Here is a 23825-nt window from a genome sequence, read left to right as displayed (position 1 = left end):
CTTGACTCAAGATTGGATAAAGACATTGACCGGGAAATCCCCCAGCGCGGCGCTGACCATCAGCTCCCTTTGGGGTGTGACTGTTGCGCTTGCAAAAAGTCCCTTCAGTTTTTCGTCCTCGGCGGCAAACGGTAACGACACGCGGGTGTCGCCCCAGTCCGATGCAGTGACCTGGGGCAGGGCACTGTTTTCCAGCAGGCTGGCCGCGTGAATCGGTACCACGACGATCGCCCGTTGCTGCTGATGCTCGCGCATGAAAGCCAATACTCGCCCGGCTTGTTCGCCTTGCACCGACAGCGGCTGGTAGCTGCCCTGGCGGAACAGTTGCGCGTACTCCGACCGCAGGGCCAGCGTGCGCGCGATCAACGCTTGCTTGATCCGACCGTCGCGCCAGTCCGCCAGCAGCGCCACGGGTGGACTGTCGGCCTGCATCGCCTCTCGGCGGGCCATGAAATCCACCGGGCGACGGTTGTCGGGATCCACCAGGCTGAAATCCCAGAACTCGTTGCCCTGGTACAGGTCCGGCACGCCGGGTACGGTCATGCGCAGCAAAGTTTGCGCCAGGCTGTTGAGGGCGCCTGCCGGAGCAATGGCCTGGACGGCTTCGGCGATGGCGCAACGCAACGGCAGGCCTTCATCGCACAGCAACAGCCGTTCGAGGAACATCTGGGTGGCTTGCTCGTAGGCATCGTTGACCGCCGCCCAACTGCTTTGCAACTTGGCCTCGCGCAGCGCCTTGCGTTGCCATTGCCACAGGCGTTCGGCGTAGTCGCCCAGGGCTTTCTGATCCTGCAGGTCGAGGTCCAGGGGCCAACTGCCGAGCAGCGCCTGGTAGAGAATCAGTTCATCACCGGCCGACGGCGCCGCGGGGTCGCTGTGCAACGACGGCGAGAGGATGCGCCACTGCTCTACGCATGTGGTGTACCAATCCGGACGTTCGCTGACCACCGCCAGCCGGGCACGGGTGTCTTCGCCGCGCTTGTGGTCATGGGTGGCGGTGGTGATCAGGTTGTCGGGGAAATGCTTGAGCCGCTCGACGCAGGCGTCGTGGAATTCCTGCACCGGCGCGCTGAATCGTTCGGTGTTGTAGCCGACGTCGTTGCGTGACAGCAGGACCGCCGAGCGATAAAGCGCGGTGTCCTCGACCGCCTTGGCGGCGGCGGGCGAAGTCAGTTGCTGGAAGCGCACGCAGGCGTGGCGCAAGCGTTTACGCTGGCTCCCTCTCGGGCGTTGGCGCCAAGGCATGCCGCCGAGCCAGTTGGCCAGGCAATCGAGCACGGGCCAGTCGGCCTCGCTGAGGGTTTGCCGGGCGCCTTCGAGGGCCTTTTGGAAAAATACCTCGTCCTCGGCGGAGCGACCCAAGGGGCTGATGTAGGTGCGATACACCGGGAAATGCACGATCAATTCCTGCAGTGCCCGGCGAATCGCGCCGAGGGTCAGGTCGCGGGTCATCACGTCGTCCCGGGCGACTTGCAACAAGGCCTGGGCGACGCTCTCGAAATCCCCGGCCAGGGAACCGTTGAGAATCTGTTGGCGGGCCAGGCGGGCTTCTTCGATGAAGTGCGCGGGCCGTTCGCTGTGTCGGCTCCAGAATTCGGCGAGGCGCTCGGCACCGGCCGGGTCATGCTGCAGCAGCGAAATCTGGTTCATGAACTCATAGCCGGTGCTGCCGTCGACGTTCCAGTCGCGGCGCAGCGTCTCGTCATCGCCAAGGATCTTCTCGACGAAAATCGGCAGGTGCCGCGTGGGCGAAAGCGAGTCGACGCGACGGCGCAGTTTGCGGCAGTAACCGCGAGGGTCGGCCAGGCCGTCGATGTGATCGATCCGCAGGCCGTCGACCAATCCTTCGGCAATCAACTCGAAGATTTTCGCGTGGGTCGCCTCGAACACCGCCGGGCGTTCGACCCGCAGGCCACCCAGTTCATTGACATCGAAAAAGCGCCGCCAGTTGATGTCATCCGCCGCCGTCCGCCAACTTGCGAGGCGGTAGCTTTGGCGCTCGAGTAACTCATGCAGGCGTTCGAAGCCGTCGGGCTCCAGCGAATCATAATTGCGCAGGTTGTCTTCGATCGCGCCAAGGATGCCCTGCTGGGAAGCGAGCTCCCGCAATTCCTGTTGCAGTGGCTGGGCCAGGGAATGTGCATCGGTCTGGTAGTTCAGCGTGGTGAAACGCTCGGCCAGTGCCCTGAGCGCATCGACCTGTTCCGACGGCAGATTGTCCGAGGGTTTGAGCAATTCACCGTATTGCATCGGGCAAATGGGGAAGTGGTGCTCATAGTGCTCGACAAAGAAGCTGCCTTGAGTGGCGTCGAAGCGCAGTTTCAAGGTGCCTTCCTGCAAGGCCACGCCGTAATCGCTCCCCAGGAAAGGCAACAGCAACTGGCCTTCCATCAGCGGGTCGGGTGAGTGCCACTGGATGTCGAAGAATTCGCCATAAGGGCTCAGGCGCCCCCATTCCAGCAGGTCGAGCCACCAGGGATTGTCATTGCCGCCAACGGCCATGTGATTGGACACGATGTCGAGGATCAGGCCCATCCGATGTTCGCGCAAGGTGGCCACCAGGCGCCTGAGCGCGGCCTCGCCGCCGAGTTCCGGGTTGACCTGGGTCGGATCGACCACGTCGTAGCCGTGCATGGACCCGGCTCGCGCCTTGAGCAGCGGCGAAGCATAGATATGGCTGATGCCCAGGGAGGCGAAGTACGGCACTTGGGCGATGGCATCGTCCAGGGTGAAGCCTTTGTGAAATTGCAGGCGCAAGGTCGCCCGCAGCGGTTGAATCAATGTCTGGTTCATCGGTCACGCTCGTTCGCCTGAAGTCTCGCGCAGGCGAGTATTTCCAGACGCCGCGCGGCGTCCGGGTCGTCCAGCAGTGCCCGGCTGTCCAAAGCCAGGCGCCGCCGCCAATTAGGGTGGGTGTCGGTGGTGCCGGGCAGGTTGGCCTGTTCTTCGACGCCCAGGGCATCTTCAAGGGGCAGCAGCACCAGCGGCGCACGGGTATGCCCGAGGAAACGCACGCTGGCGTCCAGCACTTGGTCGGTTTCGCGATGTTCCTCGCGAAAGTTCTGCGGATCCTGGTTCAGCGCGCTGCGCAGCCCGTCGCGTTCACGCTCGCGGTGCCGGCGCCAATCCATTTCGGTGTGGGAGTCGATCAAGTCCAGCCGGGCGTTCCAATCGATGTCATGGCCGTGCCACCAGCCATTGAGCGTGGGCAAGTCATGGGTGCTGGTGGTCGCGAGCGCGTTGTCCGGCCAATCGAGGATGGGCTTGAAATGGGTGTTGTCCTGTTCGAACAGCAGCACGCGCATACCCAGGATGGAGCGGGCAATGAGCTTTTCCCGCAGGCCATCGGGCACGGTGCCAAGGTCCTCGCCCAGGACGATGGCCTGGTGACGATGGGACTCCAGGGCCAACAGGCGCAGCAGGTCATCGATGGGGTAATAGAGGTAGGCACCATCGGTGGGGGGCGCGTCGTTAGGGATCACCCACAAGCGTTGCAGGCCCATGATGTGGTCGATGCGCAAGCCACCCGCATGGGCGAAGTTGGCCCGCAACATCTCGATGAACGCGCGGAAACCGTTGCGTACCAAACCTTCTGGAGAAAAGGCCGAGATGCCCCAGCCCTGGCCCGAGCGATTGAGAATATCGGGCGGTGCGCCGACGGTGAGCGACGCGAGCAATTCGTCTTGCCGGCTCCAGGCCTGGCTGCCGCCGCCGTCGGCACCCACCGCCAGGTCGGCGATCAGCCCGACACCCATCCCACTGGATTTGGCCGCGCTCTGGGCGCGTTCCAGGCAGCGGGCGATCAACCACTGGCAGAAGGCGTAGAAGCCGATTTCGTCGGCGTTTTCCTCGGCGAAACGGGCGATCGCGGTGCTGCGTGGATCGCGCCATTCTTCGGGCCATTGACGCCAGTCGAGGCTTTCGCCCCGGGCGGCGCGCTCGGCTTGCAGGGCTTCGAAGCGGCAGTGGTTTTCCAGGGCTTCGCCGCTGCTGTGGCGAAAGCTGCTGAAATCCTCGTGCAACGGATGCTCACCCTGGCTGAAACCGTCGTACAGGGCGCGAAGAATTCGTTGCTTGGCCTCGGCGGCCACCGGCCAATCGATCAGTGGCTGTTGTTCAAGATTCTGCAATTGGTTGGCCAGGCCCGTAGCGTCGATGGCCGTGCGCAGCGCACGTTCGCCGAGGATGGTGCCGGGCGCGGCGTACAGGCTGTTGAGAAACAGCCGGCTGGACGGTGAATAGGGGCTGTAGCGTCCGGTGTCGCTGCTGAACATGGCGTGCATCGGACTGATGGCCAGCGCGTCGGCGCCCCGTTCGCCGGCCACCCGCGCCAATTCTTCCAAGGCCTGGGTGTCGCCGAAGCCACCATCATCCGGGCGGCGCAGCGAATACAGCTGGGCACTCAGGCCCCAGGCCCGTGGCGTCGGGTCATCGACCGCATCCGCCACGCTATAGCAGCGGGCAGGCGCCACGGCCAAGGTGAAATGCTGGCCCTGGATGCTGACATGTTGGTAACCCACCGGCACGATCCCCGGCAGGGCAGCGGCGGCATCGAGTTTCGAATTCAGTGTCGCGCCGTCCTCAAGCTGGATTTCGCAAGGCGTGCCGGGCTCGAAGTAGCGGCTCAAATCGACATTGACCCCGACATCCGCCGTGATCAGCGGGGGCAGGCGATGGTTCTGTTGATCTTGCTGCAACTGCAGCAGGCTGGCATCGATTTCCTGGGCGCTGCCAGCGGGATGACCCAGCCCGGTCAAGACCGAGCGCAATACGGCCGGCGATACCTTCTGGGCACGGCCGTTGGCATCGATCCAGTCCACCGCCAGGCCCGCTCGGCCGGCGAGGATTTCCAGTTGCGCATCGCTCATAGGCGCTCTCCAGTAATTGTGGGCAAGGTGGCCGCTTGCGTCAGACTGACCAGCGCGCTATGGGGCATGAGAGCCCCCTGTTGCAACAGACCCATGGCCTGCGGTGGATGTTCGAAAAGAATCTGCGCGTCGTGAGGCGCGCTGTGTTCAACGGCTTGGTCACTGAGGTTCAGGTCGATGCGCAAGACGCTGCCGTCGCCCAGTTGCCAGCGCGCGCTCACCGCGCCATGGCCCAGCACCTCGGCACCCAAGGCATGGGCAGCCGGCAGGCGCGGGACGATTTGTTCACGGCGAATTTTCAGCAACTGGCGATAAAGCGCTTCGCTGGCCAGTTGTTCCGGCTGGTGCGCTTCGAGGTTTGGCCGTGAGGCCTCGAAGGTATTGGCGGCGTTCGGATCAGGGATCCGCTCGCGCTTCTCGGGATCGGCAAAGGCACTGAAAGCCTTGAATTCGTTGCGTCGGCCTTCGCGTACCAGCTCTGCCAGCTCGCCGTGGTGGCTGGTGAAGAACAGGAAGGGTTGGTCGGCGATGACTTCATCGCCCATGAACATCAACGGAATCATCGGCGACAGCAGCAACAACGCCGTCGCCGCTTGCAAGGCCTGCGGCGGGGCCAGTTGATGCAGGCGCTCACCGAGGGCCCGGTTGCCGATCTGGTCGTGGTTCTGCAGGAACAGCACGAACGCGCTCGGCGGCAGGTGGCCACTGGGCTCACCACGGGATTCACCATGACGGTTGGTATGACCCTGGAACACGAAACCCTGGCTCAGGCAGCGCGCGAGTTTTTCCGTGGGTTGTTCGGCGTAGTCGGCGTAATAGGCATCGGTCTCGCCCGTCAGCAGTACGTGCAGGGCGTTGTGCCCGTCATCGTTCCACTGGGCGTCGTAACCCTGTTCTAGCAGGCTGGCCTGGTTGTGTTCGTTTTCGACGGTCAACCAGACATGCCGCCTTGGGTCCACTTGCTGTCGCACCTGGGCGGCCAGTTCCTGGAGGAAATCGGGATCCTCGATGGCGTGCACGGCGTCCAGGCGCAGACCGTCGAAACGGTACTCCAGCAGCCACATCAGCGCGTTGTCGATGAAGAAATCACGGACCTCGCGGCGCCGGAAATCGATCGCCGCGCCCCAGGGCGTGTGCTTGTCTTCGCGAAAGAACCCCTTGGCGTAGCGGTGCAGATAATTGCCGTCGGGGCCGAAGTGGTTGTAGACCACGTCGAGGATAACTGCCAGCCCATGGCCGTGGGCGCTGTCGATCAGGTGCTTGAGCTGGTCCGGCGTGCCGTAGGAGGCTTGCGGGGCGTAGGGCAGTACGCCGTCGTAGCCCCAATTGCGATCGCCGGGAAACTGCGCCAGCGGCATCAGTTCGATGGCGGTCACGCCTAGCCCGGCCAGGCGCGCCAGTTGTTGCTCGACGCCTTCGAAACCGCCGAGGGCGCCGACGTGCAGTTCGTAGATGACGGCATCGTACCAGGGGCGACCGCACCAACCGGTGTGGCGCCATTGATAAGCGTGGGGGTCGACCACCACGCTGTGGCGGTCGATGTCCCCGTCCTGGGACCGGGACGCCGGGTCAGGCACTTCCAGTTCACCGTCGATGTTGTAGCGGTAGCGAGTGCCGGCGGGACAACGGGCCTGGATCATGAACCAGCCATTGGCCTGGGGCAGCATCGGTATGGATTCTCCAGTGTCGAGTTCGACACTGACGTAAAACGCATCAGGGGCCCACAGGGCGAAACGGGTGTGCTCTGGATCAAGCAAGACCGCGCCGTGGGTCCGGGTTTCAGGCATCCTTGACGGCATCGGTTACCTCATTGTCTAGCCGATTTTCCCAATGATTTAGCGACCAGTTGTTCATAGAGTTCGGCGTAGGGTTCCACCGCCTTGCTCCAGTTGAAGGGGGCCGACATCGCGCGGCAGCGCATGGCATTGAGCAGTTCGGGGAATTCGAAAACCTTGAACGCGCGGCTCAAGGCCTCTTTGTAGCTGTCGACGGTCGACTCATCGAACAGGAATCCGGTGACGCCATCCTCGATGGTGTCCGCCAGCCCGCCAGTGTTGCGCGCAACCGGCAGCGAGCCGAAGCGTTGGGCGTACATCTGGCTCAAGCCGCAGGGCTCGTAGCGTGAAGGCATCAACAGGAAATCGCTGCCGGCGAACATCCGCCGTGCGTCGGTTTCGTTGAAGCCGATACGCACGCCGATACGGCCCGGGAAGCGCAGCGCCAGTTCGCGCATGGCTTGTTCTTCTTCAGGCTCGCCGCGACCGATGATCGCGATCTGCCCGCCGGACTCGACGATGAACTCGGCGACCGCTTCGGTCAGGTCCAGGCCCTTCTGGTAGACCAGGCGCGACACCACGGCAAACAGGGGGCCGGTGGAATCTTCCAGGCCGAACAGCTCGCGGACATGGGCGGCGTTGACGGCCTTGCCTTCCCAGTCGCCGATGGCGAATTGACGGAACAGGTGAGAGTCGGTGGCCGCGTCCCAGCTTTCGTCGATGCCGTTGGGAATGCCGCTGAGCAAGCCTTGTTGAGTCTTGGAGGCGAGAAACCCATCGAGCCCGCAGCCGAACGCCGGAGTAGTGATTTCCTGGGCGTAGGTGGCGCTGACGGTGGTGATGTGGCTGGAATAGGCCATGCCTGCCTTGAGGAACGACAGCTTGCCGTAGAACTCCATGCCTTCCTGTTGCAGCGCATGTTCCGGAATACCCAATTCAGGGCAGGACGCCAGGCTGACCACGCCCTGGTACGCCAGGTTGTGGATGGTGAACAGGGTCGGCGTGCGTTGGCCGCGCCAGTGCATATAGGCCGGCGCGAGCCCGGCGGGCCAGTCGTGGGCGTGGACCAGGTCGGGGCACCAGTGGATCTGCGCCAGGTTGGCGGCGATGTCGGCGGCGGCCAGGCCCAGGCGGGCAAAGCGGATGTGGTTGTCAGGCCAGTCGCGACCGTTGTTGGCGCCGTAAGGAGAACCTTCGCGAGCGTAGAGTTCGGGACAGATCAGTACGTAGATCACCAAGCCGTCGGCCATGTCCATGCGACCGATCTTGCAAGGAGGAAGCGCTGCGTGGCCACCCAGTTCGCCGATGATATGGATAGGATTGCCGCTGTTCATGACTTGCGGGTAGCCGGGGATCAATATCCGGACGTCATGCAAACCGGCCATGGCGCGGGGCAGGGCGGAGGACACGTCGCCGAGGCCGCCGGTCTTGACCAGGTCGGCGATTTCCGACGTCACGAACAGGATTTTCTTGCGATTGGGATTCTGTCGAACGACAGGTAACAGTGCCTTGCCTCCGGTGGCCAACACCGGTGCCGTCGGCGATTCGGCCGCCGGCGGTAGTTGAGAACGGACTTGCTGTGGTTCCAAGGCAGCACTGATCATAAATAACTCCTATTTCTCGATCTGTTTCCGGCAAGCGCCAGAGCTGTTGTTTCATTGGCCGAATCCTGCGGCCAGGCGCACAAGCGCTACGCAAGGAGAGCAAAGCGCTGCCCAATGCGGCGAAGCGAATCAGGTGAGGGGGCCGTTGCAAGGAATGCTCCAGCCGTTGTTGCCCTTCCTCTAACCTGACCTGTCGCCGTTGCGAAAAGTTTCGACTTTTTTTCCTCCTGATGACCGGTCGGTTTTCCCCCCGGTTCGGCAGTCTAGGTCAGAAGCTAGAGCGGTGCGGTTCGCTTCGTCGAATTGTCGGACAATCACGCAAACTGTCGGCAATGTCTTACACAGCGTGGGGGAATACGAGCCGACGAAATGCAGCTTGTTTGAAATATGCGGGGTGTATGGGAGGGGCGACGGTTCAATCGCGTGCGCGGTTCAGCGGCGCGTCGCACCATTAAGAGGCGGGCGGGATGGAGGCGTTTTGATGGCTTTCAGGACGGGCTTTGCATGCCCCGTGTGGGAGCGAGCTTGCTCGCGATAGCGGTCATCCAGTCACATCATCGTGACTGACACACCGCTATCGCGAGCAAGCTCGCTCCCACAGGGATGGGGGATTTTCAAACTATTGAGGTCAACACCCGAATCGGCTTGCCAGCCGCCCAGGCCTGCAAATCCTCGATCATCTGGCCATAGAACTGCTGGTAGTTCTGTCGGCTGACATAACCCACATGAGGCGTCGCCAGGACGTTGTCCAACGTACGGAACGGGTGACCGGATGGCAGCGGTTCCTCGGCGAAGACATCCAGGGCCGCACCGGCCAGACGCTTGTGCTCAAGTGCCTCGACCAGCGCAGCTTCATCGACGATCGGCCCGCGAGCGGTATTGACCAGCAGCGCCTCAGGCTTCATCCAGCCCAGCGCCTGGGCATCCACCAGACCGCGGGTGCGGTCGCTGAGCACCAGGTGAATCGAGAGAATGTCGGCCTGTTCGAACAGCGCCTGTTTATCGACATAGGTCACGCCGGCTGCGGCTGCCCGCTCGGCCGTCAGGTTCTCGCTCCAGGCGATCACCCGCATGCCGAATACCTGGCCGAATTGCGCCACGCGCGTGCCGATGCTGCCAAGGCCGAGGATCGCCAGGGTCTTGCCATGCAAGTCCCCGCCCAGGCCCTGCTGCCACAGCCCGGCACGCAATGCGTTGGCTTCCGGGACCAGGTTGCGCGTCAGGGCCATGATCAGCGCCCAGGTCAGTTCAGGCGCGGCGTGCTTGTAGCTGTCGGTGCCGCAGACCTGGATACCCAGCGCGGCGGCGGCCTTGAGATCGAGCGCAGCGTTGCGCATGCCGCCGGTCAGCAACAGCTTGAGGTTGGGCAGGCGACGCAGCAGTGCTTCATCGAAACGGGTCCGTTCGCGCATCACGCAGATGACATCGAAACCTTGCAGGCGCGAGACGAGGGTGTCGTGATCGGCGGGGTAATCGTGGAGAAAGGACACCTGGCCGATGCTGTCCAGCGACGACCAATCCACTACGTCTTGCGCCACGCCCTGCCAATCATCGATCACCGCTATTTGCACCGCCATGGAACACCTCGTCAGGGAATGGGTTTGTCCAGCCAGCCCAACAGGGCCTTGTGGAACCGATCCGGCTCTTCCATCTGGGGCGCGTGCCCCAAGTTGGGGAACTCCACCAGCGTTGACCGCGGGATCAATTGCGCGACCTGCTTACCCAGCACGTCATATTTACCCAGCTTGGCTTTCACGGCGGGCGGAGCAATGTCGCTGCCGATGGCCGTGGTATCGGACGTACCGATCAGCAACAGCGTTGGCGCCTTGAGATTTTTGAACTCGTAATAGACCGGCTGGGTGAAGATCATGTCGTAGATCAGCGCCGAGTTCCAGGCGACTTGCGTATGGCCCGGCCCTTTGTTCAAACCGGCGAGCATGTCCACCCAGCGGTCGAACTCCGGCTTCCAGCGTCCGCCGTAATAGGTGTTGCGCTCATAGTTGCGAATGCCCTCGGCGTTGAGTTTCAACTCGCGTTCGTACCATTGGTCCACGGTGCGGTAGGGCACGCCCAAGGCTTTCCAGTCTTCGAGGCCGATCGGATTGACCATCGCCAGGCGCTCGACCTGGTCGGGGAACTGCAAGGCGTAACGGGTGGCGAGCATGCCGCCGGTGGAGTGGCCTACGACGATGGCTTTCTGCACGCCAAGCGCCTTGAGTAGGGCGTTGGTGTTGGTCGCCAACTGCTGGAAGCTGTACTGATAATGGTCCGGTTTGCTGGAGCTGCAGAAGCCGATCTGGTCTGGCGCGATGACCCGATACCCGGCGTCGCTGAGGGCCTTGATCGAGTCGCCCCAGGTGGCGCCGCAGAAGTTCTTGCCATGCATCAGCACGACGCTGCGCCCGTTGGCCTTGCCTTGGGCGGGCACGTCCATATAGCCCATCTGCAACGGTTTGCCGTGGGACTGGAGGGAAAAGTGCTTGAGCGTATAGGGGTACTCGAAACCTTCGAGCTGCGGTCCATAGGCGGGGCCTTCGGGCGGCGTCTCGGCCCGGGCGAACATCGGCAGGGCAGCGAGCAAGAACAGGCTGGGCAGCCAGCGGGTGGTCAAACACGGCATGATCAATCTCCTTGAGCAACCGGCCGATCCTGGAACGGTCCGATTATGGCGACATTAATCACAGGCAACCGAACCGTTGGAATGTTCAACCCATCCAGCCCAGGGTCGCCAGCACGAGCACGCCATAACGCAGGCCCTTGGCGAGGGTGACGATCAACAGGAAGCGTCGCCACGGCTCACCCATCACGCCGGCCACCAGCGTCAGGGGGTCGCCAATGATCGGCAGCCAACTGAGCAACAGAGACCAATACCCGTAGCGTTGATAATGCCGGCGAGCCTTGTCCAGATGGGACGGGCTGACAGGAAACCAGCGGCGATCCTTGAACTGTTCGAGGCGGGTGCCCAGCCACCAGTTCACCAGCGAACCCAAGACATTGCCCAAGGTCGCGACGCCCATCAGCAGCCAGGCTGCTTGACGCTCGCTGAGCAACAGGGCGACCAACAGCGCTTCCGATTGCAGCGGCAGCAGAGTCGCTGCGCCAAACGCCGTCAGGAAAAGCCCGACATAAGCACCCGCCATCAGTGAGCTGGATAATCCGCCACGACGGTTTGCGTGCCGTCCTTTTTCTGGCCGATCACTTGATAGGCATCGCTCATGCCATCCATTTCCATACCCGGCGAGCCCATCGGCATGCCCGGTGCGGCGACGCCGAGCAAGTCATCGCGCTTGCTCAACGCCAGCACTTGATCAGCTAGCACGTGGCCCTCGACGAATTTGCCGTTGATCTCGGCGGTGTGGCAGGAGCGCAGGTTCGGCGCCACGCCCAGGCGCTGCTTGACCGAACTCATGTCGGCTTCGACATGGTCATTGACCTTGAAACCGTTGGCCTGCAGATGGGAGATCCATTTCTTGCAGCAACCGCAATTGGCGTCGCGGTGCACGTCGATGCTGACGGGTTCGGCGGCCTGGGCCAGGGTGGACATGAACAGGGCGCTCAGGGCGAGCAGGTGCAGGGGATTGGCCATCGGAATCGGTCTCTTGGCGAACGGAGTTTGAGAGGGAGGATACCAGAGTAGCGGCGGGGGCCTGACGGGAGGCTGAGGGGCGGATTACAGAATTGTCAGATTGGGGACGGAACAGAACCCTGTGGGAGCGAGCTTGCTCGCGATAGCGATCGAACATCCAACATTGATGTCGGCGGATCCAATGCTATCGCGAGCAAGCTCGCTCCCACAGAAAGGTCGGGGTGAACGCGGGATGTCTGTTCAACCCCTGGAGTGTGGGGACGCTCTAGCGAACCTTGAACCGGCCCATGATCGCATTCACCCGCGTGTTGGCTTCCAGCAGTTGCTTGGTGTTGGTTGCGCTGGCCAAGCCACTTTCCACCAGTTCTTCGACCATGTGACGAATCTGCACCATGCTCCGGTTGATCTCCTCGGTCACCGCGCTCTGTTGCTCGGCGGCGGTGGCGATCTGCGTGCTCAGGCTGTTGATCTGGCTGACCGAACCGGCCATTTCGTCCAGGCCCGAGTTCACCCGTGAGGTGGCGTCGGCAGCGGACTGGCAACTGGCCTGGGTGTTTTCCATGGCCGCCACCGACGAGCTCACGCCTTGGGTCAGGCGGGTCAGCATTTCGTTGATTTCCGAGGTGCTGGCCTGGGTGCGGGCGGCGAGGGCGCGGACTTCGTCGGCGACGACCGCGAAGCCACGGCCCTGTTCGCCGGCCCGGGCGGCTTCGATGGCGGCGTTGAGGGCCAGCAGGTTGGTCTGCCCGGCGATGGCGCCGATGACGCCAAGGATCTCGGTGATGCGTTGCGCGTCCTGCTGCATGTCTTCCACTTTGCGCGTGGCGCTGGCGACTTCATCGATCAACGCTACGACGCTGTTGGAGGCTTCACCGACGACTACGCGAGAACGATCGGCATGCTCGTTGGCCCGCTGGGTGAACGCGGCCGTCTCCGCCGCGTTTTGCGCGACGCTCTCAGCCGTGGAGCTCATCTCGGTGATGGCCGTCACCGTCTGATCGGTTTCCGAGGCGTGACGCATGAGGATTTCGCTGGTGTGGGCCGATGTCTGCTGCAGTTTGTCCAGGCTCGAAGCCATTGCGCCGGTGGCTTGGGTGACTTCGCCGATCATGTCTTGCAGGTAGGCGATGAACTTGTTGACCGAGTGACCGATGGCGCCCAGTTCGTCTTCAGCGCGAATGGTAATGCGTCGGGTCAGGTCGGCGTCGCCGGTGGACAGCGCATCGATGTTGCCCTTGAGAATCTTCATGCGGTGGGTCAGTTGGCGGATCGCATACAGTTGCATCAGCACCAACAGGATCACCATGGGAACCTGCAACAGGCTCAGCGTGTTCAAAACGTCATCACGTTGGGCGGTGATCAGGCGGGTCGGCAACGCGGTGGCGAGGAACCAGGGCGAGCCTTCGATGGGCCGCATGAAGAACGTGCTGGCTTCGCCCTTGTTATCGAATTCGACGCGCTGCAGTTGGTCACGGTTGGCCAGGCCCGCCTTGACCTGGGCCGCAAACGGTGATGTCGACGCCAGATCGCTGATGTTCTTGAGCACAATCGGGCCGCTGATCCGCGAGCTGTTGCTGATGATCTTGCCGTCGCCTTCAACGATCAGCATCTCGGCGCTGAGTTCGGCTTCCTTGCGTGCAATCAGGTCGTTGAAGAAACCCAAGGTCACGTCAATGGTGGAGACGCCATAAGGCGCGCCGTTCTTCTGGATCGCCATCGCACAGTTGGTGCGTGGTTCGGCACTGGCGTCGTCCTTATAGGCGGCGGCCCAGGCGCATTTGCCAGGGGGCGTGGCCATGCCGCCCTTGTGCCAGGGTTGCTCGTAATAGTTTGGCGCGGCGTCGCTGTTCCAGAACGTGTTGACGATCAGCTTGCCCGAGGCATCGCGATGCCAGAAGGTGCTGAATTTGCTACGGCCTTCCGCCCGTTGGTTGGGCAATGGCCAGATCCCGCCACCGAAGACTTTCAGCTCGCCGTACTGATCCACCAGGCCCGGCAACACCTTGTCGATGGCGTCGCTGTCGAGCAATGGAATGGTCTGGGTGATGCTACGTTGCTGGGCTTGTACCTTGTTGAGTTCGCCCTTGATCTGTTCGGCGACCTCGGCAATACGGTTCAACACCACTTGCTCCTCGGTATGGCGCAGCTTGGGCGCGACCAGGTAACTGATGCCGACGACGGTGAGGATGGATAACACCAGGATGAACAGAATCAGGAACAGCGTGTAGCGGGCCTGAATGGTGCGCAATGAGGGCATGTGGGTGTTCCTTGCACGAAGGCGTCTTTCAGAAGCAATTGGTATGGACGTACCAGCTTGTATCGGCTTCCCCGCCGATAGCTTGAATGTAGCGGGGGGCGTTATGTCGGGCGGCCGAGCTGGCCTGCGTGGTTTTCCAGGCTTGGGCGTGAGCCTGCCATTCATCGTGGAGGCGTTGCATGGAGGCGGATTGCAGATCGAGCTGGCGTGGCTCTGCAACGCGGTGGAACAGCGCCTGCCAACCTCGCGCTGTGTCGGTGGGCATTATCCCGGTGAAGAAGACCTCGGCGGTTACCCGCAACTCAGTCGCGCACAATGTACGGGCGGCTGTACCATAGGCCGCTGCCTGCATCGCGCCGTGGCACTGGCAAGACGGTGTCTGGAAAACGGATGACAGGCAGAACGAATCACTTCAGGAAGCTGGCAAATGACTCATTCGCAACGTTTGAAATACTCGATTCTGGTGGTTGTCGTGGTCCTGGCGATCATGCTCGGACTGTCCTGGATGCAAGGCAAGGGCATGATCAGCGAGCAGCTGTTTCAATACATCGCCATTGCCGTGGCGGTCATCGTCGTGGTGATCAACGGTGTGATGCGGCGCAAGGTCAAGCCCTGAGCGCCGCTTATTCCGCCGCACTGAGCCGGGCCACGGCCTGGTGATGCAAGCTGTAGCTTTTATCGGGATTGAGCGTGACCACGCCTTCGCTGCACAAGCGCTTCAGGACTTCGCGCACGCTCAGGAAGGACAACGGAATGTCCAGCCCCAGCAACTGGTTATGAACGCCTCTCACGCCCAATTGGCGATTTTCCTCGGCGGCCTTCAGCAAGGCGTCGATCACCTTCAGGCGAATCAGGCTTGTCCTGAGCCCATAGCTCTTGAGCAGGCGTTTGATCTGCTCGTTGCTGGTTCGCTCCGGCGAACCGAAGACACTGTTGGGCGCGGTCAGCGTGCCACGGGACGAACCTGGCTTACCCTCCATGGGTAGTTGCGCGTTATGCATGTAGAAAACTCCTTACCAGCCAGACAGAAAAGATCACAAGTGCTCTCCTGTAATAGGACGAACCAGAGCGGCCAATCATGAGGGGAGTGATGTGAAAAATTTGCCTGGACACGTTCAACTCCCCGTAAAAGCGGGTCGCTGGGCCATTAATTTTTTTTCATCCGGTTCGTCCTCAAGGAAGGCGCTTTTTGCGTTCAAGCACGTCGCCGTTGTATTTCAGACCAGGTCGCCGGTTTCTACGGCCCTGGTCCTTGAGCGCTTTTGATCAGGAGTGAATGTGGGAATGTCCGGGCAGTTATCGAGGTTTTGTCTCGCCGGTGCCTTGCTGGGGATGACCCTGGGCTTGAGTACCGTCGTCAGCGCGCGAGGCGAGGCCGGGCAGGTCACTGCCGAAATTCGTCGCACCAGTTTTGGCGTGCCGCACATTCGTGCCCAGGATGAGCGGGGGTTGGGGTATGGCATCGGGTATGCGTATGCGCAGGACAACCTGTGCCTGCTGGCCAACGAGATCGTGACGGTCAATGGGCAGCGCTCGCGCTATTTCGGCCCGGAGCAGGTGACTGTCGAGCAGCGGGAAAACCGTGCCAGCGATGTGTTCTTTTCGTGGCTCAATACGCCGCAAGCGGTATCCGGTTTCTGGCAGGCCCAGACACCCGAGGTCCAGCAACTGGTAGAAGGCTATGCCGCCGGCTACAACCGTGCGCTGGCCGAACGCAAGGCGAAAGGCCTGCCGGAACAGTGTGCAAGCGAGTGGGTTCGGCCGATCACCGCGCTGGATCTCGTCAAGCTGACCCGGCGCCTGCTGGTGGAGGGCGGCGTCGGCCAGTTCGCCGAGGCCTTGGCCGGCGCGCAGCCGCCCAAGGCCACCGCGCAGGCGGCCGTTTCGACGTCCGGCTTCGCGGTTGCGGCGGCCCACCAACAGCGCTTTGCCCTGGAGCGCGGCAGTAACGCTCTGGCGATCGGCAGCGAACGGTCATTCAACGGGCGTGGCATGTTGTTGGCGAACCCGCACTTCCCTTGGGTGGGAGGCATGCGGTTCTATCAGATGCACCTGACGATACCGGGCAAGCTGGACGTCATGGGTGCAGCGTTGCCGGGCCTGCCGATGATCAACATCGGGTTCAGCCAGCACCTGGCCTGGACCCATACCGTCGACACGTCCAAGCATTTCACGCTGTACCGCCTGCAACTGGATCCCAAGGATCCAACCCACTATCTGCTGGACGGCAAGTCCGTGCCGATGAGCCAACAGACGGTCACGGTGGACGCCAGGCAAGCCGATGGACAGGTCAAGCCGGTTTCCCGGGTGGTCTACGGTTCGCAGTTCGGGCCGATCGTGCAATGGCCCGGGAAGTTGGATTGGGACAACCGGTTCGCCTACAGCCTGCGCGATGCCAACCTGGAAAACGACCGGGTGCTGGCGCAGTGGTACGCGATGAACCGCGCCGTCACGCTCAAGGACCTGCAGGATTCGGTCCAGCGGATCCAGGGCATCCCCTGGGTCAACACCCTGGCGGTGGACGATCAGGGACAAAGTCTGTACATGAACGTGTCCGTGGTGCCGAACGTCGACGCCAATAAACTCGCCCGCTGCAGCGACCCCAGGGCCGGGCAGAAACTGATCGTATTGGATGGCTCGCGCAGCGAATGTGCCTGGGACGTGGACGCCGGCGCTGCCCAGAAGGGCATCTTCGCAGCGGATAAACTTCCGCAATTGCTGCGTCGCGACTATGTGCAAAATTCCAACGATTCGGCGTGGCTGGTCAACCCCGCGCAGCCCTTGTCCGGCTATTCGCCAGTCGTCAGCCAGCAAGACCTGCCGCTGGGGCTGCGGGCGCGTTTCGCCCTGGACAGCCTGGCGCAATTGGCCAAGGCGGGACCGGTCACAGCGAGTGACCTGCAGCGTCTGGTCATGGACGATCAGGTATACCTGGCCGATCAGGTCATGCCAGACCTGCTGGCTTTTTGCGCCGCCGACCTGGGGCCCGACGCGCAGCCTTTGACCGAGGTGTGCACTCGCCTGAAACGCTGGGATCGCACCGCGAGCCTGGACACCGGCGTGGGTTTCGTTCATTTCCAACAGATCATGCAGGCGTTGCAGCCGGTGCCTGGCCTTTGGCGCGTGGCGTTCGACCCGAAGGATCCACAACATACCCCGCGTGGCCTGGCAGTCGAGCGGCCCTCCGTTGCCGAGGCGTTGCGTCAGGCCATGCGCGCATCGCTGGAATCGGTGAAAAAAGCCGGACTTCCGGCTGACAGCCGATGGCAGGATGTTCAGGTCGCCAGCCGTGCTGACCGGCGCATACCCATTCATGGCGGACCTGGCGAGTTGGGCATCTACAATGCGATCCAGAGCGTGCCGGGTGCGAACGGTAAGCGGGAGGTGGTCAGCGGCACCAGTTATCTGCAAGTGGTGACGTTTGATGGCAACGGTCCCAAGGCCCAGGGATTGCTGGCATTCTCGCTTTCCAGCGATCCTTCATCGCCTTATTCGGTGGATCAGACCCAGGCATTTTCAAAGCGACAGTTGAGTGCGTTGCCGTTTACCGAGCAGCAGATCAAGGCAGATCCGCATTATCAGGCAATGACCATTCGAGAGGATGAGCTAGTGAGCAGGGTCGTGACGCACTAATTGCGGCCATGAACAAAAGCCGCGACCCGAAGGGCCGCGGCTTTTCAGTTTTTGCTCGGGCGGGGGCCGATAGCGTTCAGCACCAGGTTGCCGTCCTTGTTCTGGGTCAGATAGACCGGCAACACCTTGGGCAGCGATGGCACGAGGTTCTTCACCTCGTTGAGGTTGTAGATCCCGCCGATGCGCAGGGTGCCGGTGGTGTTGTCGGCCAGCATGACCGGGTGATCGAGGTAGCGGTTGATCAGCGGCAACGCGTCGGACAAGGCCAGGTTGTCGAGGACCAGTTTGCCATTGCGCCACGCCAGCGAGTTATCGTCGGCGGGAACCTCTCGGACCTGCGGCTGGTAGTCGCCAACCTTGTAACTTGCCTGCATGCCAGGCGACAGTTGCGCCCCGTTGGCATTGGAGGCCTTGTTGCTGCTCACCCACACCGAACCTTCCAGCAGCGTGACCTTGACCTGATCCTGATACAACCATACGTTGAAACGGGTGCCGGTCACGCGTACTTGGCCTTGGCCTGCCCGAACGATAAACGGATGCTGTTTGTCGTGGCTCACGTCAAAAAAAGCTTCGCCCTTTTTCAGCGTCACGCGACGTTCATGCTTGTAGTTGGCAAACACCAGTTCACTGCCCAGGTTGAGTTCCACCTGGCTGCCATCGTCCAGCGTAACTTGCCGTCCGGTCGCGCCCGCCTCGAATCGTTGATAGGCGTTCGGCACCCAGCCCAGGTTCCAACCGGTGAAAGCCGCCAAGGGCACGCCCAGCGCGAGCACCGTGGCGGCGACGGCCAGTTGGCTCCAACGCGCCCTGGGGCGACGGTTCGAAGCAGCAGGCACGGGCTCGACGCGCGGCAGGTGTTCAGCCGTGCCCCAGATGTCCAGCATGGCTTCGTACTCGAAAGCGTGCAGCGGATCGGCGTCATGCCAATGCTTGAACGCCAGCCGTTCGGCATCCGTGCAGTCGTCAGCATGCAAACGCATGCACCAATGCGCGGCCGCATCGGTGATGGCGTCGTATTCGGCTTCCGAGAGTGTACGTTCGGTCATTGACTCTTCCTGGTTTGCCGCATTCTAACCCTCGGGAGCCACCGTCGAGAACAGCGATGATGGCGTTTGCGCAGTAACTGCCCGGTTTTTTCTCATGTTTGAAAGGTATGCGCATTCGCTCCTGGACCGGACTGTCTCATACGCGTCGTGAAAAAAAGATCAACGAGAAGGGGGCGGATCGAGCTGGCGCCCCATTTCACAGATGAGCAAGGTCAAAGAGTCGGCGTTGCGAAGGATCAGATCGATGCGCTGGTCCGGCACAATCGGATTGAGAAAGGCATCACGTGCTTCGTCCAGGTTCCGGGCTCTGCTGATTTTCAATATTTCCTTGGCAGCACTTTTCATTTTGGGCAGCAGCTCGAAACCTTTCTGCGTGTTATCGGCACTGTCCCATCGGGTGAACAGTTTCGATTTGGGCGTGGTGAGTGAAAATCCGTTGAGTTGCAGGTCTTTCTGCGTTTCGTACCGTTCGCGGCCGTAATGCGTCGTGGTCGGTATCAGGTCCAGAAAAGGACATGCTGCATCAAGGTAAGTGAAGTCGAAAGTATCGAAGAACTGGTGGGACGTTTCATGGATCAAGATCGATGCTTGAGCATGGGCCTCGACATCGAAAAAATCCGGCACGGCAGATTTGTACCAATCCAGTTCCGGTTCGAAGAAGCGTTGGGTGAGATAAATTCTCCCAGCGGGCGAAGGTTCCATCACGAAAGCGGAGGCGCTGTCGTCGAGGAATCGAAGATGGCCAACAACGATACGGTTTGAGTTGAGCTGTTCCCAGTAGGGATCGGCCAATGCCGTGCACATCGGTGAAATGGCCGCCTCGATCTTGTCAATCAGTTGGCTGTCAACGCGTACGACGCCAAAGAACGACTTGAGGAAGGTATCCAGCCGAGAGCCCTGCACCACGTTTCGTTTAAGTTGAGCGAAATTGTGCAGGGCGTTGCGGGAATAGAACCTCGCCGTTTCCAAGGCCTGGACGATTGCAGCGGCGCGGTGGGGATATTTCCTGCGTATCTCCATCATGCCCCGCGCCTCGATATTCAATGTTTCTTTGGCGAAGTAATCGCTACAGCCCAGGGCTATCGTCGACCCCGCCTGGCCAAAGCGAATCGTCTGTCGCTGAGGATCGATCTCCCAGGTGTCCCCAGGCGAGCGCGTCACTAAAGGCCCCTCGCCGTCATCGTGGATGATGCGCCAGGCCTGGTTGTATCTTGCGACTTGAAAGACTTTCCCGGCGAGGGGGATATAAAGCCTGCCGTTTTCCACTGCCTCGTACGTTCCGTCGACCAGCTCTTTCAGTCTCGAGAGGCTGATGCCCACGGCTTCGAAGGGCTGCAGGTCGGTACGAGGTGCCGCGGTGCTGGTGATGTTTGTCCAGTCGGACCTGGACAGGGTGCTGGACGATGCAGGCTCGATGGGCTCGAGAAGTCCGAAGGTATCGTCGCGATTCAAAAAGCCCAATGAGACCATCTCCGCAGCGCCGCCGATGAAGTTGTGCAACCCAGCTTTCCAGTCACCCTGTTGAAAGGCTTGCGACGAGGTCTTGAAGTCATCGTAGCTGTCCCAGAGGGTCCCGATGATCGACAGTTTGCCCGGCAGATGCCTGCCAACGAACCGAGCCCCGGCACTGAGTACGTGGAGCACGGTTGACCAATCAATCTCACGTCCTTTCCGGGTTCGGGTGCTCGCCATGTCTGTCAGCATTTTCGCGTTATCGTCGTACAGCGTGTCGAGCAGGTTTGCGCTGATGGGGTTGGCCGCCAGAGTGATTTCCGACACTTTTCCGAGGGTGGAAGCCAGCAGATGCTTGAACGTGGCTTGCTGGTCCTCGGGAAGCCGGCGAATCAGCAAGTCCTGAAGCGCGCCGGGTGCATTGAAGGCGGCGATGATGCTCGCTTCATCCTTGAACTCGGTGAGTTGATGGCCGTCGTGGTAGGGCGCGTACAGGATGTGCGGGCTTGCGGTATCGGCGCTCGAACTGATGACGTAAAGCCCCGCGGCTTTGACCGCAGCAGCGCCGCCGGTTTTGATCAGTTCCAGTGGACGAAAGATCGCGTGAGCGTTCTGCACGGCTTCCCGGGCGATCGCGTCCGGCATGTCCATTATCTGGTGGATCAGGTCGAATGCTGTGGCGCTAAGATGCTGTTGCAGATGAAGTGCATGGGCGTATTGCAACAGCTGCCAGGGCAGTTGTCGGCAAAAACGTTGTCTTCTTGGAAGGACGTCCGCGGCGACGCCAGACAGTCCTTGAGTCAAGGCTTGCTTGAAGGTGGTTTGCACATCCAGGGACGATAATATCTGCCTGACAGCCGTCTCGTTCAAACCGTCTGGTAAAGGTTGGGTGGAGGTTGACGAGACCTGGAAGCTTTTCTCGGTTACATCGACATGACACAAGGCAAAATCGGTCAATGAGCTGGCTGCACCCACTACCGCAAGGGTTGGCGTGATCTGAACCGTCTCGGGGTTCAGTTTTTTATGCGGAAAGCGCGCCGCTAGAATCATTTGCAGTTTTCTTTGCACATAGGTGCGCACCGGCTCGATTCCGTGCAGATAATCCTTGCCCTCACTCGCGCTGTTTTTATATTGCTCCAGGAGTTCGACATGAAAACGCTGCTCATCAAGAGCGGCCGTGCCGAGCCAGGCGGGAAGTGTGTGTCGCAGTTTGTCGGCCCGGGCGATGCGCGTGGCACGTTCGAGGTTGTTGGGCGCGCCTTTGCCGAGCAGTGCCTGGAGGCTTCTCTGAAGCGTCGCCCCCGTCAGATGCCAATCACCGGCTTTCAAGGTACTGAGGTAAGCATGCTCCGCCTCGAAATACGTGATGAACGATTTCATCCGGTTCAGCAGCACGTTCTCTTGGATAAGCTCGTAGGACTCGAGTTGATACTGGGCATGAGGCCTGCGTTGCGCGGAAGGCAGGTTCGCGAGATAAGCAAAGCGCTTTCGAGAATCGAGCAGGCAGTGATTCAGTCGCCGGGTAACAGCCTCTACGGATGAAAAGGCCTGCAAACCTTCGGAGGGTGTCCAAAGAATGCCCATGCCGGAATACGGTGTGTCCAGTCCGCCGCGTTCAGTCAATAAAAAACAGTTGGCGAGGGGGAGCTGAACCGTTTGGTCTTTATCGCTGCGTTTGAGCGTCAATGAGTAGACGTCAGGTCGAAAACCTCTGACACCGGTGCGCAGTGAGCGGTCCGGGTAATCCGCGTCAAAGGTGAAAACCGTGTTGATCAACTCATGGGCAATCGACGGAAGCGTTTCATTACGCGCTCTCAGCTCGGCCTCCGCGCGTATGCCGAGGGAAAAAACATTAGTTAGTTGTGACAGCAGGTCTCTTGGCCGGGTATAGAGCGAAGCGCCGCCTGAGTTCGGTAACCGGGTGAACAGCTCGTCGAAGGTCTGCGCGATATCGGTGTAACTCTTGATGTTTCTTTCCAGCTGATCGGCCCGCAGATTGGAGGAGCGCAGGTTGCCGTAAAAGGCGGGATGAGTGCCCCAATGCCCGGCGGTGGGCTGACTCAACAGGTTTTTGTTAACGAACGCGCGTATATCCAATGCCTTGTCGACGAGTGCTTGGGCATCAACATCGTCCTGGCGAGACATTTCCAGCGCGTAATGAAGGTTTTTCTGCTGTTTTTCAAGCATTGAATCGGCCAGGTATTCGGCAATCGGCAAGTCCGCCGGTTTTCCCGAAATCTGCGGTTCATCAAAGCGCAGGAAACGATTGCATCCTTCCAGGTCCAGGAGGCTATAGATGGCTTCCTTTGCCATCGCCGCGTTGGGTTCAGTCAACAAGGCATCTCTGAAAGCGGAATAGTTGTCGACCTTTCGAATCCCCTGGATGGGCGTGTAAAGGTAATGGTCTTTGCCGCTGATCATCAGGGAACCCGCGAGCTCCACGTAGTCGGACGCACGTTCGCCCAGTCGAATCGTTTCGATAAACAGGGGTGTCTTGTCCTGGGAAGAAGGTCTGAACATGCGAATGAGTTCATGGCTTTGTGCTTGCGTGAGTTGTCCTTTTTCCCGTTCGGCCAGGATGCTTGCCCATAGCCCGTCGTGAATGACCTGCTCCAGAAGCTTTCGGCGTGACAGGTAAAAAGAACTGCTCATCTTTTTCCAAAAGCCTTCGATGCAACGTGCGAGCGCTGGAATCAGTTGGGTGGCGGCGCGCGTGATCAGGTCCAGCCATTGCGCCGCGGTATAGGGCGAACTGGCTGTGCCGGGAAAGGTGATATAGCCGTAATGCCCCGGCGGCCAACCCTGATGATGGAAATAGATCAGGACCGCGTCTGTAAGCGGCATGCTTTCTGTCACCCCGATATCCTCGGCACCTCCCGGGCGAACGCCTTTGCCGAGGGCAAGGCGGGCCTGTCGGTAGTCGAGCTTCGGCAGCATCTCGTTGAGGATCTGATCAAGCATCGACGTTAGCGAAGGCAACTTGACCAGTTCACTTACCATTGAGGAAGCATTCAGGTGCTGGGCACTTTCAATGGATGCGAGTTGATCCTTGAAAATGTCTCCCTCGATAACGTGTCTGGTCTGGGTAATCTCGGAGGTGCCGAGCAATTCACTGCGCTGGGAAACGGACAGGAGGCTGTAAAGGTCGTTGCGCCGTGCGGCGTCTAGGCGCATCTGATCAATTGCTGTTCCGAGCGATACAGGGCTGTGGAATTTCCTGATGCCTTCCATCGGCGTATAGAGAAACGCTGGCCCGGTATCGGCGCTGTTGCCGCCGGACGAGGTGCTGAGGGCAAAGCAGCCGGCCAGCGCGATGGGCGTTTTTTTCTCGGCTTGCAGCAGGATCCTTTCGGCAAACATCGGCGGCGTCTTCGCGGCGCGCTGCGTGTGGCTGGGTAGCGAGACATGGCGCAGCCAGTCGAGGTCTTCCTGTGTCAACTCGTTGGGCGTGGTGAGTTGATCCAGGCGCTCGGCAGCTAATATTTCCGGGAACAGCAGGGGGGCGGGTCTAGTCGTCATTGTCGTATCTCGTTGAAGGCACCGCTTGACGGTGCGAAGGTGAGAAACGGCAGGTTAGGCAGTGGCGGACAGGCAATGGCGGTAC

At 60.9% G+C, this 23825-nt stretch carries 15 protein-coding genes; 3 read left to right on the top strand and 12 right to left on the bottom strand.

Going from position 1 to position 23825, the window contains the following annotated elements:
- Positions 1–6: 6 nt before the first annotated feature.
- From FHK92_RS23165 to FHK92_RS28260, 9 genes are all read right to left on the bottom strand, one after another.
- A complete protein-coding gene (locus tag FHK92_RS23165) occupies positions 7–2793 on the bottom strand; it encodes a malto-oligosyltrehalose synthase (protein WP_181290163.1) in 2787 nt (928 codons plus the stop codon).
- Positions 2790–4868, bottom strand: coding sequence for a 4-alpha-glucanotransferase (gene malQ, locus FHK92_RS23160; RefSeq protein ID WP_181290162.1), 2079 nt, complete (start codon positions 4866–4868; stop codon positions 2790–2792). Before malQ ends, FHK92_RS23165 begins: the two co-directional genes overlap by 4 nt.
- Positions 4865–6667, bottom strand: a complete 1803-nt coding sequence (gene treZ, locus FHK92_RS23155; protein ID WP_181290161.1) for a malto-oligosyltrehalose trehalohydrolase — start codon at positions 6665–6667, stop codon at positions 4865–4867. The genes malQ and treZ overlap by 4 nt, the downstream gene beginning before the upstream one ends.
- Before the next feature lie 8 nt (positions 6668–6675).
- Positions 6676–8247, bottom strand: coding sequence for a glycogen synthase GlgA (gene glgA, locus FHK92_RS23150; protein WP_181290160.1), 1572 nt, complete (start codon positions 8245–8247; stop codon positions 6676–6678).
- A gap of 614 nt (positions 8248–8861) precedes the next feature.
- Positions 8862–9824 carry a D-2-hydroxyacid dehydrogenase family protein gene (locus FHK92_RS23145; RefSeq protein ID WP_181290159.1) on the bottom strand — a complete coding sequence of 321 codons (963 nt, stop codon included), beginning with the start codon at positions 9822–9824 and terminating at the stop codon, positions 8862–8864.
- Positions 9825–9835: 11 nt separating this feature from the next.
- Complete coding sequence (locus FHK92_RS23140) at positions 9836–10867, bottom strand: alpha/beta fold hydrolase (protein WP_181290158.1); 1032 nt, start codon at positions 10865–10867, stop codon at positions 9836–9838.
- Positions 10868–10952: 85 nt separating this feature from the next.
- Positions 10953–11387, bottom strand: coding sequence for a YqaA family protein (locus tag FHK92_RS23135; protein WP_181290157.1), 435 nt, complete (start codon positions 11385–11387; stop codon positions 10953–10955).
- Complete coding sequence (locus FHK92_RS23130; protein WP_181290156.1) at positions 11387–11833, bottom strand: DUF411 domain-containing protein; 447 nt, start codon at positions 11831–11833, stop codon at positions 11387–11389. The genes FHK92_RS23135 and FHK92_RS23130 overlap by 1 nt, the downstream gene beginning before the upstream one ends.
- Positions 11834–12098: 265 nt before the next feature.
- Positions 12099–14090, bottom strand: a complete 1992-nt coding sequence (locus FHK92_RS28260) for a methyl-accepting chemotaxis protein (protein WP_181290155.1) — start codon at positions 14088–14090, stop codon at positions 12099–12101.
- A gap of 148 nt (positions 14091–14238) precedes the next feature.
- Here FHK92_RS28260 and FHK92_RS23120 point away from each other — a divergent pair, with 148 nt between their 5' ends.
- Positions 14239–14484 carry a hypothetical protein gene (locus FHK92_RS23120; RefSeq protein WP_181290154.1) on the top strand — a complete coding sequence of 82 codons (246 nt, stop codon included), beginning with the start codon at positions 14239–14241 and terminating at the stop codon, positions 14482–14484.
- Positions 14485–14517: 33 nt separating this feature from the next.
- Complete coding sequence (locus tag FHK92_RS23115; protein WP_181290153.1) at positions 14518–14706, top strand: hypothetical protein; 189 nt, start codon at positions 14518–14520, stop codon at positions 14704–14706.
- Between the two features lie 7 nt (positions 14707–14713).
- On the opposite strand, the gene FHK92_RS23110 is transcribed toward FHK92_RS23115, so the two are convergent.
- Positions 14714–15091 carry a fe2+ zn2+ uptake regulation protein gene (locus tag FHK92_RS23110; protein ID WP_181290152.1) on the bottom strand — a complete coding sequence of 126 codons (378 nt, stop codon included), beginning with the start codon at positions 15089–15091 and terminating at the stop codon, positions 14714–14716.
- A gap of 283 nt (positions 15092–15374) precedes the next feature.
- Here FHK92_RS23110 and pvdQ point away from each other — a divergent pair, with 283 nt between their 5' ends.
- Positions 15375–17723 carry a bifunctional acylase PvdQ gene (gene pvdQ / locus FHK92_RS23105; RefSeq protein ID WP_181290151.1) on the top strand — a complete coding sequence of 783 codons (2349 nt, stop codon included), beginning with the start codon at positions 15375–15377 and terminating at the stop codon, positions 17721–17723.
- A gap of 44 nt (positions 17724–17767) precedes the next feature.
- On the opposite strand, the gene FHK92_RS23100 is transcribed toward pvdQ, so the two are convergent.
- Positions 17768–18769: a FecR family protein gene (locus FHK92_RS23100; RefSeq protein WP_181290150.1), complete on the bottom strand. Its 1002-nt coding sequence runs from the start codon at positions 18767–18769 to the stop codon at positions 17768–17770.
- A gap of 159 nt (positions 18770–18928) precedes the next feature.
- Positions 18929–23740 (bottom strand): dermonecrotic toxin domain-containing protein, encoded by a 4812-nt coding sequence (locus FHK92_RS23095; protein ID WP_181290149.1) that lies wholly within the window; start codon positions 23738–23740, stop codon positions 18929–18931.
- Between the last annotated feature and the right edge of the window lie 85 nt (positions 23741–23825).

The sequence above is a fragment of the Pseudomonas brassicacearum subsp. neoaurantiaca genome, assembly GCF_013608025.1.
Classification (GTDB): Bacteria; Pseudomonadota; Gammaproteobacteria; order Pseudomonadales; family Pseudomonadaceae; genus Aquipseudomonas.
Note: the sequence above shows the minus strand (reverse complement) of the source record. Positions and strands in the feature narration are given on the sequence as shown.

Excerpts from the sequence above, each read along its gene's own strand:
- FHK92_RS23165 (WP_181290163.1), bottom strand. The coding sequence starts at position 2,793 with ATGAACCAGACATTGATTCAACCGCTGCGGGCGACCTTGCGCCTGCAA.
- malQ (WP_181290162.1), bottom strand. The coding sequence starts at position 4,868 with ATGAGCGATGCGCAACTGGAAATCCTCGCCGGCCGAGCGGGCCTGGCG.
- treZ (WP_181290161.1), bottom strand. The coding sequence starts at position 6,667 with ATGCCGTCAAGGATGCCTGAAACCCGGACCCACGGCGCGGTCTTGCTT.
- glgA (WP_181290160.1), bottom strand. The coding sequence starts at position 8,247 with ATGATCAGTGCTGCCTTGGAACCACAGCAAGTCCGTTCTCAACTACCG.
- FHK92_RS23145 (WP_181290159.1), bottom strand. The coding sequence starts at position 9,824 with ATGGCGGTGCAAATAGCGGTGATCGATGATTGGCAGGGCGTGGCGCAA.
- FHK92_RS23140 (WP_181290158.1), bottom strand. The coding sequence starts at position 10,867 with ATGCCGTGTTTGACCACCCGCTGGCTGCCCAGCCTGTTCTTGCTCGCT.
- FHK92_RS23135 (WP_181290157.1), bottom strand. The coding sequence starts at position 11,387 with ATGGCGGGTGCTTATGTCGGGCTTTTCCTGACGGCGTTTGGCGCAGCG.
- FHK92_RS23130 (WP_181290156.1), bottom strand. The coding sequence starts at position 11,833 with ATGGCCAATCCCCTGCACCTGCTCGCCCTGAGCGCCCTGTTCATGTCC.
- FHK92_RS28260 (WP_181290155.1), bottom strand. The coding sequence starts at position 14,090 with ATGCCCTCATTGCGCACCATTCAGGCCCGCTACACGCTGTTCCTGATT.
- FHK92_RS23115 (WP_181290153.1), top strand. The coding sequence starts at position 14,518 with ATGACTCATTCGCAACGTTTGAAATACTCGATTCTGGTGGTTGTCGTG.
- FHK92_RS23110 (WP_181290152.1), bottom strand. The coding sequence starts at position 15,091 with ATGCATAACGCGCAACTACCCATGGAGGGTAAGCCAGGTTCGTCCCGT.
- pvdQ (WP_181290151.1), top strand. The coding sequence starts at position 15,375 with ATGTCCGGGCAGTTATCGAGGTTTTGTCTCGCCGGTGCCTTGCTGGGG.
- FHK92_RS23100 (WP_181290150.1), bottom strand. The coding sequence starts at position 18,769 with ATGACCGAACGTACACTCTCGGAAGCCGAATACGACGCCATCACCGAT.
- FHK92_RS23095 (WP_181290149.1), bottom strand. The coding sequence starts at position 23,740 with ATGACGACTAGACCCGCCCCCCTGCTGTTCCCGGAAATATTAGCTGCC.